Genomic DNA, 12,202 nt, shown 5'->3' with positions numbered 1-12,202 from the left:
CGCTCGCTTCGGGTCGGCTCTGCCGCCCGTAAGCGAGCGTGTAGTGCAGTAAGTCTCTAGAGAGCGACTTCCGCGCGGTTGTCGTTGTCGAGCTGTTCGCCCGGGTCTCCGCCGGTAAGCTTGAGCCACACGGTCTTGAGCAGCGACGTGCCGTCGGATTTCCACACGTCGGCGGTGGGGTCCGCAAGGCGGAGCAGAACGAGGTCGGGGTCCTCCTTGCCGTCCTTGTACCAGGTCGCGACCATGGGATTCCAGAGCTCGTCGATCTTGGCGCGGTCGTTGGACACTTCGAGCCGGCCCTTCACCGACGCGAAGAAGTCATGGCCCTTGCTGGCATAAGCGGCGATGGCGTCGCCGGAGGTGCCGAGGTCCTTGACCAGTTCCTCGCTTTTCGAAGCGAAGAAATAGATATCCTTCTGATCGTCGACCTGAGCCGTCATCGGGCGCGTCATGCCGGACCCTTTCAGGCCAAGCATCATGAACGGCGAATCGTCCAGCGCATCCCAGAAATCGGACTTGAGCTCTTGCTCGTTACCCATCGAAATTCTCCTTATCTGTTGCGGTTCGCAACGGGCAGGAGAGGGGGGCGGTTCCGCTAGCGCAGGCGCTTGACGCGCAGCCGGCCGTCGCCGCCTGTCTTGACGTCGAAATTGGGAATCGCGCGAAGCAGGTCGGAGAGGCGAGTGTAACCGTAATTGCGCGTGGCGAAGCTCGACACAGCCTTGGCCCGCTGGCCCAGTTCCGACAGCGTCGTGTAACCGTCCTCGTCGCGTTCCGACGCCTTGTACGCATGGCCGAGGACCTCGAGCAGAGCATCGTCGACCGACGTGTCGGTGGATTCGGGCGTTTCGTCTGGATCCGGCTGGTTGGCGGCCAACGCGGCAACATCGAAAAAGCGCGTGCATGCCTGGCGAAAGCCGAGCGGTGTCTTGGCCGTTCCGAAGCCGTACACCGGCAGCCCGTCTTCGCGGATGCGCTGGGCAAGCGGCAGGAAGTCACTGTCCGACGACATGATGCCGAAGCCATCGATGCTGCCACGATAGAGCAGGTCCATCGCGTCGATCGTCATGCGCATGTCTGTCGCGCTCTTGCCTTTGACCACGTCGAACTGCTGCATCGGCACGATCGAATGAAGGCCGGACAGATCGCCCCAGCCCTTGAGGCTGGCCTTCGCCCAATTGCCGTAGGCACGGCGGATGTTGATCGCGCCCAACTCGCCAAGCACCAGCAGCACCTCGTCAAGATGCTCCGGCGAAGCGTTGTCCGCGTCGATCAGCAGCGCGATATTCGCGTCCAGGCCGCTGCCGTTACCGTTGCTCATGCACCGAATCCCTTCCTTCCGGCCCTCTTAACGAATCGCTGCGGGAACGAAACGCTTTCTCAAGCACTAGACCATCACTGGGAGTTCGAAGTCTGGAGGACTAGGATTATGAAGAAGTTTGCAATCATGGCCGCGGTTGCCGGCAGCATCGCCGTCACCGGCTGCGCCACCAATCCGTATGGCAGCGGCTACGGCAGCGGCTACGGCTACAACGACCCGTATTATAACAACGGAACCGGTCAGCGCGCTGCTGGCGGTGCCGCTCTCGGCGGCGCAGCCGGCGCCATCGCCGGTGCGGTCATTCCGGGTGTCAGCACGGTCGAAGGTGCCATCGCCGGCGCCGTTCTCGGCGGCGTTCTCGGTGCGGTCGTCAACAACCGCCAATATTACCGCGATACGCGCGGCTATTGCTATTACGTCGATCAGTACGGTCAGCCGCACTACGACTATAAGGTCCGCTGCTAGTTTCTAGCGGGGTGTTCAGACGGGGCGGAAGCTGTCTTCCGCCTCGTCCAACACGTACAAACGACCTTCTGAAATAGAAAAATGGGCGCCATGAAGTTTCAGGCGCCCATTTTTTTCGCGCTCCGCGATCCACGGAAAGGTTCGCAGGTTCGCCAGGCTGAGCTTCACGGCTTCCCATTCCATTTCCAGGATGGCGTCGGCCGTGATGTGCGAATGCCGAGCCCGGACGCGATCGCGGGTATCGTGAAGCATCGAGACCCAGTTGGCGATGAACCGCCCTTCGCCTGACGGCGCATCGTCGAATTTACCGCTTAGCGCCGCCGCGCAGCCCCCGCAGGATCCGTGACCGAGGACCAGGATTTCCTCGACCTCCAGCTGTGTCACCGCGAATTCCAGCGCCGCGGAAACGCCATGCCGGCCCGGCGTGGTCTCGAAGGGCGGGGCAAGGTTGGCGACATTGCGAACGACGAAGATCTCGCCGGGATTGGTGTCGAAAATCTGCGCCGGGTCGACCCGGCTATCGGAACAGGCAATGACCATGACCTTGGGACTTTGCCCTTCGGCCAGCTCGCTCCAGCGATTGCGCTCGTTGGGCCATTCGTCCTTGCGGAATCGGCGATAGCCTTCGATCAGGCGGGTAAATCTTGGCATGGTGCCGTCGCTAAAGCGGGGGCTCAGGGCTGGCAAGCGGGGGATCGGATCGCTATCTGGCGGGCATGAACGCCCCTGCACCCGTTCCCCCGCGGCAGCGCAAGCCCGACTGGATCCGCGTCAAGGCGCCGGTCAGCCCCGGTTATCACGCCACGCGCAAGCTGATGCGCGACCTAAATCTCGCCACCGTGTGCGAGGAAGCGGCCTGTCCCAACATCGGCGAATGCTGGACCAAGAAGCATGCGACGGTGATGATCCTGGGCGACACGTGCACGCGCGCCTGCGCCTTCTGCAACGTGAAGACAGGCATGCCGCGCGCCGTCGATGCGCTGGAGCCCGAGCATGTCGCCACCGCGGCTGCGGAGCTTGGCCTTGAACATATCGTCATCACGTCGGTCGATCGCGACGACCTGCCGGACGGCGGCGCCAGCCAGTTCGTCAAGGTGATCGAGGCGCTGCGCCGCAACACGCCGCAGACTACGATCGAAATCCTCACCCCCGATTTCCGCAACAAGAGCGAGAAGGCGGTGGAGGCGATCGTCGAGGCCGGGCCCGACGTCTATAACCATAACCTGGAGACGGTGCCGCGGCTTTATCCGACCATCCGGCCGGGCGCTCGCTATTACGCGTCGCTGCGCCTGCTCGAGCAGGTCAAGCGGCACGACCCGCGTATTTTCACCAAGTCGGGCGTGATGGTCGGGCTGGGCGAACAGCGGCTGGAAGTGCACCAGGTGATGGACGACATGCGCTCCGCCGGGGTCGATTTCCTGACCATGGGCCAATATCTGCAGCCGACGCCGCGCCACGCGAAGGTCGAGGATTTCGTCACCCCGCAAGCGTTCGACGCATATGCCGCGATTGCCCGCGCCAAGGGCTTCCTGCTGGTCGCGGCGTCGCCGCTGACCCGCTCAAGCTATCATGCGGGCGACGATTTCAAGCGGATGCAGGCCAATCGCGCCGCGCAGCTGGAGCTCGCGAAGGGCTGATGCCGCGCCATTCGGAAACGCGCCATCTTCCGTACACGCCTGAACAATTGTTCGACATGGTCGCGGACGTCGGGCGTTACGCCGAATTCCTGCCCTGGGTGGTCGCGGTGCGCATCCGCTCGTCGAGCGAGCGGGAAACGATTGCCGACCTGGTCGTCGGGTTCAGCGCCTTCAAGGAGCGCTTCACCAGCCGCGTCGTGAAGGAGCGCCCGAACCGCATCTGCGTCGATTATATCGAGGGGCCGCTCAAGTTCCTGCACAACGAATGGCAATTCGAACCAGCCGCCGGCGGCGGGACGGACGTGCACTTTTCGGTCGATTTCGCCTTCAAGTCGCGGCTGTTCGAAAGCCTTGCCGGGCAGATGTTCGACCGCGCGTTGCGGCAGATGACGAGTGCGTTCGAAAAACGCGCCGCCGAACTTTACGGCATCAACAGCTCAAGCGCGCAAAGCGCCGCCTGAAGCCGCACGTCCGACCGGGTGGTCGCGTCGAACAATTTCTGGTCGGCAACAATCTGCGACGGGTCGGCATCGCGCTCGGCACGGGCGAAGACGACGGTGCCGATCGGCTTGCCGGGGCTGCCTCCGCCGGGGCCGGCAATGCCGGTAATGGCCACCGCGACGTCTGCCTTGGAAGCCGCCAGTGCGCCGCGCGCCATAGCCCATGCGGTAGCGACGCTGACCGCGCCAAAGGTTTCGACGACGTCCTGGCTGACCCCCAGATCGTCGATCTTCGAGGCATTGGAATAAGTGACGTAACCGGCTTCGAACATTTCCGACGATCCGGGGATTTCGGTCAGCGCGGCGCAAACCAAGCCGCCGGTGCAGCTTTCGGCGACGGCGACGTGGCGGCCGGCGGCGCGATTGGCTTCGACCACTTCCTTGGCCTTGTCGTACAATTTGTCGGGCAACAGCCAGTCGCTCATCCCGCGCTCTCCATCCGGATGCTAGCGATGGCCTGTGCGGCGATCCCCTCGCCGCGGCCGGTAAAGCCCAGCCGCTCGGTCGTCGTCGCCTTGATGCTGATCTGTGACAGCGTCATTCCTGCAATGTCAGCGATCCGCGCCCGCATTTGCTCCCTCAGCGGCCCGATTTTCGGGGATTCGCAGATCACCGTGCAATCGAGATGATCGACGATGCCGCCGCGTTCGCGGATCAGGCCGACGGCGTGGGCGAGGAAAATGTCCGAAGAGGCGCCTTTCCAGCGATCGTCCGAGGGCGGGAAGTGGAGGCCGATATCGCCAAGCGCCGCCGCCCCGAGCAAGGCATCGGTGAGGGCGTGAAGAACCACGTCGGCGTCGCTATGTCCGGCCAGGCCGCGCGGGTGCGCAACTTCTATGCCACCCATCATCAGCGGGCCGTCGCCTTCGAATGCGTGGACGTCGAAACCCATGCCGGTGCGGGCCACCAGCCGCGAGGCGAGCCATTGTTCGGCACGCTCGAAATCCGCGGGCTCGGTGATCTTTTCCAGCGCCGTGTCCCCTTGCACTGTCGCCACCTTGAGGCCTGCTGCCCGAGCCACCGTAGTCTCGTCGGTCGGCGCATCGCCTGACCAGGCGGCATAAGCGGCACGCAGGGCATCCAGGCGAAAGGCCTGCGGAGTCTGCACCCGGACCATGCCAGTGCGGTCGACCGGCTCGCCCAGCGTGTCGGTAGCCCGAGCGAGCGTGTCGCCGACGGCGAGTACCGGTGCCGCGCCGTCGAAAAATTCCAGCGGTGGGAGCAGCCGGTCGATCACCGCCGGCGGGCAGAAGGGGCGGGCGGCGTCGTGGACCAGAACGGCGTCCCCGGACAACTGGGCCAGACCCGCGCGGACCGAATCCGCCCGCTCGGCGCCGCCTTCGATCGGCCTGCCGACGTCGAGCCCGGCCAGAGCAGCGGCTGCGAGGTCCTGCTGCCCGGGGCCGATGACCACGCGCACAGCGTCGATCGCGCGATGGCCGATCAAGGCTTCGATCGCCCGGCGCAGCACCGGCTTGCCGCCAAGCAAGCGATATTGCTTGGGCAATCCGCCGCCGAGGCGCTCGCCCTTGCCGGCGGCGACGATGAGGGCCGTGGTGGTCACGGGGCGGGCGTCTAGGCCCGCTCGCCTTGTCCGCCAAGGCCTGATCCATTATCTGGCGCCCTTCCATGGCGATGCTGAACCCCATTTCCATCGGTCCCGTGCGGATCGACGCGCCGGTAATCCTGGCGCCGATGACAGGCGTCACCGACCTGCCGTTCCGGCGGGTGGTGAAGCGGTTCGGCGCCGGGCTGACGGTCAGCGAGATGATCGCCAGCCAGGCGATGATCCGCGAAACCCGCCAGTCGCTGCAGAAGGCGTTGTGGGACCCGGCGGAGCAGCCGGTGTCGCTGCAGCTGGCTGGGTGCGAGCCGCACGTCATGGCCGAAGCCGCCAAGCTCAACGAGCAGCGCGGCGCGGCGATCATCGACATCAACATGGGCTGCCCGGTCAAGAAGGTCGTCAACGGCTATGCCGGCTCGTCGCTGATGCGCGACCTGCCGCTGGCCGCGAAGCTGATCGAAGCGACGGTCAAGGCCGTCGACCTTCCGGTGACGCTCAAGACCCGCATGGGCTGGGACCATGCCAGCCTCAACGCGCCGGAACTGGCGCGCATTGCCGAGGACCTTGGCGTCAGACTGATCACCATTCACGGCCGCACCCGCTGCCAGATGTACAAGGGCAGTGCCGACTGGAGCTTCGTGCGCAGCGTCAAGGAGGCGGTGTCGGTGCCGGTGATCGTCAACGGCGACATCAATTCGGTCGACGACGCGCGCACCGCGCTGGAGCAATCCGCTGCCGACGGGGTAATGATCGGCCGCGGCGCCTACGGGCGGCCGTGGCTGTTGGCGCAGGCGATGGCGGAGCTGGTCGACGGCGCCGCCTGGACCGATCCGACGCTCGACCAGCAGCTCGACACGATGCTCAGCCAGTATGACGAAATGCTGGAGCTGTACGGACGGCACACCGGCGTCAATCTCGCGCGCAAACACATCGGCTGGTATACCAAGGGGCTGCCCGGATCGGCGGAACTGCGCAACCGGGTCAACAGCCAGGACGATCCGCAGGTCGTTGTGCAGATGCTGCGGGAATTTTATGCTCCGTGGCTGGCGAGGGCCGCAGCCTAAGATCGCCGCTCGCTTTGGGGGAGGTCGTGATGAAGGCCCTTGCTCGAACGTTCGCTGCCTCCGCCGCCGCACTGGCGCTAGCGCCCCCCGCCGCGGCCCAGCCGCTCGACCCGATCAGCGCTCGCCTGCTTGCCGCCCATAACGCCGCCCGCGCATCGATGGGCCTTGCGCCCCTCGCCTGGGACCCGCTGCTGGCATCGTCCGCCGCCGCTTATGGGCCGACGCTGGCGGCCATCGGCACGCTGCAGCATTCGCCAAAGCAAAGCCGTCCGGGCCAGCGTGAGAACCTGTGGATGGGGACGGCCGGTGCCTTCACCCCGGAGCAGATGATCCGCACCTTCGTCGACGAGCGGCGCTATTTCCGGTCCGGCATCTATCCCAACGTCAGCACCACCGGAAACTGGATGGACGTGGGCCATTACACGACGATGATGTGGCCTTCGACGACGCGCGTCGGCTGCGCCGTGCATCGCGCCAAGGGCATCGACTGGCTGATCTGCCGCTATTCTCCGCCGGGAAATATCGACGGCAAGCCGCTGTTCCTTCCCCCCATCGGCGAGCGCGGCTAACACGGGCGCTCAACCGGGGAGCGACATGAGCATTCCATCCATTTTATCCGGCCTGCGCATCCCCGTCGTCGGGGCCCCCCTGTTCATCATTTCCAATCCGCAGCTTGTCATCGCGCAATGCAGCGCCGGCATCGTCGGCAGCTTTCCCGCGCTTAACGCCCGGCCCGCCTCGCAACTCGACGAATGGCTGCACGAGATTACCGAGGCGCTGGCCGCGCACGACAAGGCCAATCCCGACCGGCCATCGGCGCCGTTCGCGGTCAATCAGATCGTCCACCGCACCAACGACCGGTTCGACGAGGACATGGCCGTGTGCGCCAAGTGGAAGGTGCCGATCGTCATCACCTCGCTCGGAGCGCGCGAGGAACTCAATCACGCGGTCCACGGCTGGGGCGGGATCACACTGCACGACATCATCGACAACCGCTTCGCCCGCAAGGCGATCGAAAAGGGCGCCGACGGACTGATTGCGGTCGCCGCCGGGGCGGGGGGTCATGCCGGGCGCTGGTCGCCGTTCGCGCTGATCCACGAGATCCGCGAATGGTTCGACGGGCCGCTGTTGCTGTCGGGATCGATCGCGACCGGGCAGGGCGTGCTCGCGGCGCAGGCGATGGGCGCGGACTTCGCCTATATCGGGTCTCCGTTCATCGCCACGCCCGAAGCGCGCTGCAGCGACGATTACCGCAATGCCATCGTCGAAGGCGGGGCCGCCGACATCGTCAACAGTGCGCTGTTTACCGGGATACCGGGCAATTACCTGCGCTCGTCGATTGAACGCAGCGGGCTCGATCCGGACGCGCTCGACAAGCTCGAGGCGTTGCCGACCGGCTTCGGGTCGGACGGATCGACCAAGGCCAAGGCGTGGCGCGATATCTGGGGATCGGGGCAGGGCATCGGTGCCATCCGCAAGGTACAGGGCGCCGGTGCGTACATCGACACGCTGGTCGCGGAATATGCCGCCGCCAAAGCGCGGCTGTGCGCTAGCTGATCGCGTCCAGTTTCGTGCGCCACTGATCGGGGATCGGTACCGGCCGCCGCGATTGCCGATCAACCACAACATGGACGAAATCGCCCTGCGCCGCCGCGCTATCCGCGCCCTTGGCGAAGATGCCGATACGATAGCGAATGCTCGACGTGCCGAGCTTGGCGACGCGCAGCCCGGCCTCGACCGCCTGCGGATAAGATAGCGGCGCGAAATAGCTGCACCGCGTCTCGACGACGAGTCCGACCGGGTTGCCGCCGATGATGTCGAGCATGCCCTGTTCGATCAGCCAGCTGTTCACCGCCGTGTCGAACCACGTGTAATAGACGGTGTTGTTGACGTGTCCGTAGACATCGTTGTCGGCCCAGCGTGTGGAGATGTCGCGCCACACGGCGAACTCGTCGCGCCGGGCCGGAGTCTCGCGGCTCACCAGGCGGCCTCGTAGAGGCGCCGGGCGTCGGTCTCATCGATCGGACAGGGATTGTTGATCAACAGACGCTCCTGTTTCATCGCCTCGCTTGCCAGCCGCGGCGCCTCTTCGAACGCGATACCATAGTCGCGCAGGCGCAGCGGGATACCGGAGCGGGTCGCAAGGTCGTCGAGCGTTTCGATCAGCAACGCGGCGCGCGCCTGGCTGCCTTGTCCGGCGCAATCGGGGACGAGGACTTCGGCCAGCTCGGCATAATGGTCGCGTGCGGCCTCGCTGTTATGGGCGAGCACGTGGCGCAGCATCAGCGCGTTGCTGACGCCGTGCGGCAAATGGTGCAGCCCGCCGAGCGGATAGGCGAGGGCGTGGACGCCAGCGACGGGTGCGTTGGCAAAGGCCAGCCCGGCAAGATGGGCGCCAAGCAGCATCGCCTCGCGTGCCGCCACGTTGCCCGGCTCTTCGCAGGCGGTGAGCAGGTTGCCGCCGAGCAGCTGCAGTGCCTGGCGGGCAAGCTGGTCGGACATCGGGTTCTTCAGCCGCGCCGAAGTATAGGACTCGATCGCATGGACCATTGCGTCGATGCCGGTGGCGGCAGTGACGTGGCGGGGCAGGCCAAGCGTCAGTTCGGCATCGAGCACCGCCCAGTCGGCGACCAGCGGCCGCGACACGACGCCCATCTTCACTCCGCCGTCGCAGGTGATAATCGAAATCGGCGTGGCTTCGGACCCGGTCCCCGCAGTCGTCGGAACCAGCGCCAGCGGAAGGCGCGCCCCCTTGGCGTTGTCGACTCCCCAGATGCCGTCAAGATCGTCCCCGGAGCCGAGCAGGTAAGCGGCCAGCTTGGCGACGTCCATCGGACTGCCGCCGCCGAAACCGACGACGGAGCGCACGCCGGCCGCCCGCCCGGCTTCGACGGCTTGCTCAAGCGTGGCCCGGGACGGATCGGCCTCGACAGCGTCGAAGACCACCGGCGAGCGCTCCGCCTGCGCAAGCGCTTCACGGCAGGCGCCGGTGAGGCCGAGTTCGATCAGCTGGGTGTCGGTGACGAACAGGGTGGGGCCGGGGGGCAGGAGCGCGGCCAGGTCGGTCGCCTTGCCGGCGCCGGCGATGACGGTGGGCCCGGGTTTGAAGGTGAAGCTGTGCATCGGCGAGGATGCTAGCAGTTAGGCGACCTGGCCTCCAAGGCCGCGTTCGAGCCGCCCCATCAGGGCACGCGCCGGACTTGCGGCCGGCTCCTCGATCAGGCTGCCTTCGTCCAACCGCTTCACCCGCGCGTACAGATCGGTGCTGGCGCTCACCAGCCGCTGTGCCGCTTCGGGCAGGCGGGCGACGATTTCCGGGTCGCTTTCCTGCGCATGGCCCAGACGCCGTTCCGGACGGCGACCGTCGCGAAGCGCGATCTCGCCGCTTTCCACCGCGCGCTGGGTCAGCAGCCAGGCGACGATGTGCATGATGCGAGTCGTGACCTTGAGCGACTCGCAGGCAAAGTTGACGCGGACGAACGGGTCCAGCGCGCACCGGTCGTCGCGCCCGGCGTCGTCGAAATAGGAGCGCGCCTCGTCCGCCAGCAGCATCGCCTCCGTGTAGAAGGAGTCGACCAGCCGCGGCGTGATGCGGATTTCGGCTTCGCCCTGTTCGTAGGAATTTTCCATCGCTTCAAACTGTCATTTTATGCACGAAGGGAAAACGCGAAATGCAGCCGCAAAGTGCCGCGGAGACGCTCAAATTGTCCCAACGCGGGACAAACTCGGCTCGCCGTAAACCCGCGATGGGCCGCCGGTTACGCCGCGACGGACGGATGTGACAGCCGCAAGACAAAGGCGCGGAAACATGCTTTATTGACTGCGCTGTCACCGCGTTTGCACGAAAGGAACATGCACAGATGGACAAGGTTGAAGCCGACACGCTCGCATCCAAGCACGCAGCGCTCCACGCGATCATCGACGAAGAGGAGCATCGGTCGCACCCGAATGACGATCTTCTCCATCAACTCAAGAAAGAAAAGCTCCGGCTCAAGGACGAGCTGGCCGGCCACTACGAGCACTAGCGGAGCCGGTTAGGCGGCGACCCGGTCGCCGCCACGCCCTCAAGTGTCAGATTGCGTGACCAAACCCGCGCTCAGTCGTCGCGCGAGACTTTCTCGACGCGCTCGTGCTGCTCCTGCGCTTCCAATGTCATGGTCGCGATCGGGCGGGCTTCGAGCCGGGCCAGCGAGATTGGGTCGCCGGTCACTTCGCAATAGCCATATTCGCCCTCGTAAAGACGGCGCACGGCGGCATCGATCTTGCTGATCAGCTTGCGCTGGCGGTCGCGGGTGCGAAGCTCGATACCCCAGTCGGTCTCGCTCGACGCGCGGTCGGCGATGTCCGGCTCGCGCAGCGAGTCGACCTGGAGCTGGGCCATGGTCTGGCGCGATTCCTCGACGATGGCTTCCTTCCATTCGCGCAGCTTCTTGAGGAAGTAGGCGCGATGCAGGTCGCACATGAACTCTTCGCCGTCGGACGGGCCATAGCCTTCCGGAACGATGATGCGGTCGAACGGGACCGGTTGTTCGTTGAAGATATCTTTGAGCGCAGTCGCCATCTTGAACCCTCCCACCGGTCCCGGGAGCTTGCGCCGTCCGGTTCCCTCAATAGCCCGCCGCCGCAGCTGCGACCGGGCCACCCGGTACAGCCGGTGGCGGATTCAACAAGGCTTTCCCGGGACTTAGACCTGGAAAGCCGGTAATCCCCGACGGCGCCTATAATTAAGCCCATATCGCTTAACAAGCGCTGACGGACGTCCATCCCCGAAATCCACAAGCTGTTGCCGAATTGGCGCAATTCTCCTTTGATAAGCATCGGTTGCGGCCCGCCTGCCGCTCGCTATGAGGCGAGGATGCGGATCCTCCTTACCAACGACGACGGGATCAACGCCCGCGGGCTCGACCTTCTCGAAACCGTCGCTCGCGCTTTCTCCGACGACGTGTGGGTGGTCGCGCCGACTGAAGAGCAGTCGGGTGCGGGGCATTCGCTGACGCTTACGCAGCCGGTGCGCGTGCGGCGCCACGACAACCGCCGCTTCTCCGTCACCGGCACGCCGACCGACGCGGTGATGCTGGCACTGGCGCATATCATGAAGGATTCGCCGCCCGACCTGATCCTGTCCGGAATCAATCGCGGCGCCAACCTTGCCGAGGACGTGACCTATTCGGGCACGGTATCTGCCGCGATGGAGGGCGCTCTGGCCGGCGTACCGTCGATCGCGCTCAGCCAGAATTATTCGCGCGAGGGAATGGGCGACACGGTGCCGTTCGCGGCCGCCGAAGCCTGGGCGGAAACGACGCTCGGTCCGTTGCTAACCTATGCGCCGCCGCCCGGCACGCTGATCAACGTCAACTTTCCCGCGCTTTCACCCGAAGAGGTGAAGGGCATCCGCGTGTGCCGGCAGGGCATCCGCGATTACGGGCGGTTGCGGATCGTCGAGCGGACCGACCCGCGCGGATACAAATATTACTGGTTCGGCCTTGGCCCGATGGTTCAGACCCCGTCGCATTCGACCGATCTCGAAGGCATCGTCGACGGGTTCGTCACGGTGACGCCGCTCCATCTCGACCTGACCCACGACGCGTCGCTGGATGCGCTACGGGGCCGCTTCGAAGCCTAGCCGCATGACAGCGGTGGGCGACGCGCCG

Annotated in this window: 17 protein-coding genes; 8 read left to right on the top strand and 9 right to left on the bottom strand. The window is 65.4% G+C overall.

Annotated elements, in window-relative coordinates; translation table 11 throughout:
* Positions 1-56 precede the first annotated feature (56 nt).
* On the bottom strand, positions 57-539 hold the full coding sequence (locus tag H8M03_RS03270; RefSeq protein ID WP_187480334.1) for a pyridoxamine 5'-phosphate oxidase family protein: 483 nt from the start codon (positions 537-539) through the stop codon (positions 57-59).
* A gap of 56 nt (positions 540-595) precedes the next feature.
* Positions 596-1,321 carry an NYN domain-containing protein gene (locus H8M03_RS03265; protein WP_187480333.1) on the bottom strand — a complete coding sequence of 242 codons (726 nt, stop codon included), beginning with the start codon at positions 1,319-1,321 and terminating at the stop codon, positions 596-598.
* Positions 1,322-1,429: 108 nt separating this feature from the next.
* On the opposite strand from H8M03_RS03265, the gene H8M03_RS03260 reads away from it, so the two are divergent.
* Complete coding sequence (locus H8M03_RS03260; protein ID WP_187480332.1) at positions 1,430-1,786, top strand: hypothetical protein; 357 nt, start codon at positions 1,430-1,432, stop codon at positions 1,784-1,786.
* Between the two features lie 15 nt (positions 1,787-1,801).
* On the opposite strand, the gene H8M03_RS03255 is transcribed toward H8M03_RS03260, so the two are convergent.
* A complete protein-coding gene (locus H8M03_RS03255; protein WP_187480331.1) occupies positions 1,802-2,437 on the bottom strand; it encodes a carbonic anhydrase in 636 nt (211 codons plus the stop codon).
* A 65-nt stretch (positions 2,438-2,502) separates the two neighbouring features.
* Between H8M03_RS03255 and lipA the strand changes: the two genes are divergently transcribed.
* Complete coding sequence (gene lipA, locus H8M03_RS03250; RefSeq protein ID WP_187480330.1) at positions 2,503-3,423, top strand: lipoyl synthase; 921 nt, start codon at positions 2,503-2,505, stop codon at positions 3,421-3,423.
* Positions 3,423-3,884: a type II toxin-antitoxin system RatA family toxin gene (locus H8M03_RS03245; protein ID WP_187480329.1), complete on the top strand. Its 462-nt coding sequence runs from the start codon at positions 3,423-3,425 to the stop codon at positions 3,882-3,884. The genes lipA and H8M03_RS03245 overlap by 1 nt, the downstream gene beginning before the upstream one ends.
* Here H8M03_RS03245 and H8M03_RS03240 read toward each other — a convergent pair.
* On the bottom strand, positions 3,845-4,348 hold the full coding sequence (locus tag H8M03_RS03240; RefSeq protein WP_187480328.1) for a CinA family protein: 504 nt from the start codon (positions 4,346-4,348) through the stop codon (positions 3,845-3,847). The two genes, H8M03_RS03245 and H8M03_RS03240, sit on opposite strands and share 40 nt — an antisense overlap.
* Entirely contained in the window at positions 4,345-5,487 is a 1,143-nt protein-coding gene (locus tag H8M03_RS03235) for a bifunctional 2-C-methyl-D-erythritol 4-phosphate cytidylyltransferase/2-C-methyl-D-erythritol 2,4-cyclodiphosphate synthase (protein WP_187480327.1), read from the bottom strand. Before H8M03_RS03235 ends, H8M03_RS03240 begins: the two co-directional genes overlap by 4 nt.
* A 65-nt stretch (positions 5,488-5,552) precedes the next feature.
* Here H8M03_RS03235 and dusB point away from each other — a divergent pair, with 65 nt between their 5' ends.
* Genes dusB through H8M03_RS03220 form a run of 3 tightly spaced genes read left to right on the top strand, consistent with a single transcriptional unit; the run spans position 5,553 to position 8,108 of the window.
* On the top strand, positions 5,553-6,551 hold the full coding sequence (gene dusB / locus H8M03_RS03230; protein ID WP_187480326.1) for a tRNA dihydrouridine synthase DusB: 999 nt from the start codon (positions 5,553-5,555) through the stop codon (positions 6,549-6,551).
* A gap of 29 nt (positions 6,552-6,580) precedes the next feature.
* The gene (locus H8M03_RS03225) at positions 6,581-7,120 is read left to right on the top strand and encodes a CAP domain-containing protein (RefSeq protein WP_187480325.1); all 540 of its coding nucleotides are present in this window, start codon (positions 6,581-6,583) and stop codon (positions 7,118-7,120) included.
* Positions 7,121-7,145: 25 nt separating this feature from the next.
* Positions 7,146-8,108 carry an NAD(P)H-dependent flavin oxidoreductase gene (locus H8M03_RS03220; RefSeq protein ID WP_187480324.1) on the top strand — a complete coding sequence of 321 codons (963 nt, stop codon included), beginning with the start codon at positions 7,146-7,148 and terminating at the stop codon, positions 8,106-8,108.
* On the opposite strand, the gene H8M03_RS03215 is transcribed toward H8M03_RS03220, so the two are convergent.
* The 3 genes from H8M03_RS03215 to H8M03_RS03205 are packed head-to-tail and all read right to left on the bottom strand — an operon-like array spanning position 8,101 to position 10,181.
* Positions 8,101-8,532, bottom strand: coding sequence for an acyl-CoA thioesterase (locus H8M03_RS03215; protein WP_187480323.1), 432 nt, complete (start codon positions 8,530-8,532; stop codon positions 8,101-8,103). The two genes, H8M03_RS03220 and H8M03_RS03215, sit on opposite strands and share 8 nt — an antisense overlap.
* Positions 8,529-9,674 carry an iron-containing alcohol dehydrogenase gene (locus H8M03_RS03210; protein WP_187480322.1) on the bottom strand — a complete coding sequence of 382 codons (1,146 nt, stop codon included), beginning with the start codon at positions 9,672-9,674 and terminating at the stop codon, positions 8,529-8,531. Before H8M03_RS03210 ends, H8M03_RS03215 begins: the two co-directional genes overlap by 4 nt.
* Positions 9,675-9,692: 18 nt before the next feature.
* Positions 9,693-10,181: a DUF1465 family protein gene (locus tag H8M03_RS03205; RefSeq protein WP_187480321.1), complete on the bottom strand. Its 489-nt coding sequence runs from the start codon at positions 10,179-10,181 to the stop codon at positions 9,693-9,695.
* Positions 10,182-10,411: 230 nt separating this feature from the next.
* On the opposite strand from H8M03_RS03205, the gene H8M03_RS03200 reads away from it, so the two are divergent.
* Positions 10,412-10,576 (top strand): HP1242/YdcH family protein, encoded by a 165-nt coding sequence (locus H8M03_RS03200; RefSeq protein ID WP_187480320.1) that lies wholly within the window; start codon positions 10,412-10,414, stop codon positions 10,574-10,576.
* 71 nt (positions 10,577-10,647) lie between these two features.
* Here the strand turns inward: H8M03_RS03200 and dksA are convergent, their stop codons facing one another.
* A complete protein-coding gene (gene dksA / locus H8M03_RS03195; RefSeq protein WP_187480319.1) occupies positions 10,648-11,112 on the bottom strand; it encodes an RNA polymerase-binding protein DksA in 465 nt (154 codons plus the stop codon).
* Positions 11,113-11,406: 294 nt separating this feature from the next.
* Between dksA and surE the strand changes: the two genes are divergently transcribed.
* Positions 11,407-12,174: a 5'/3'-nucleotidase SurE gene (gene surE, locus H8M03_RS03190; RefSeq protein WP_187480318.1), complete on the top strand. Its 768-nt coding sequence runs from the start codon at positions 11,407-11,409 to the stop codon at positions 12,172-12,174.
* Positions 12,175-12,202 lie beyond the last annotated feature (28 nt).

This window comes from Sphingomonas sabuli (assembly GCF_014352855.1).
GTDB classification, from domain to species: Bacteria; Pseudomonadota; Alphaproteobacteria; order Sphingomonadales; family Sphingomonadaceae; genus Sphingomicrobium; species Sphingomicrobium sabuli.
Note: the sequence above shows the minus strand (reverse complement) of the source record. Positions and strands in the feature narration are given on the sequence as shown.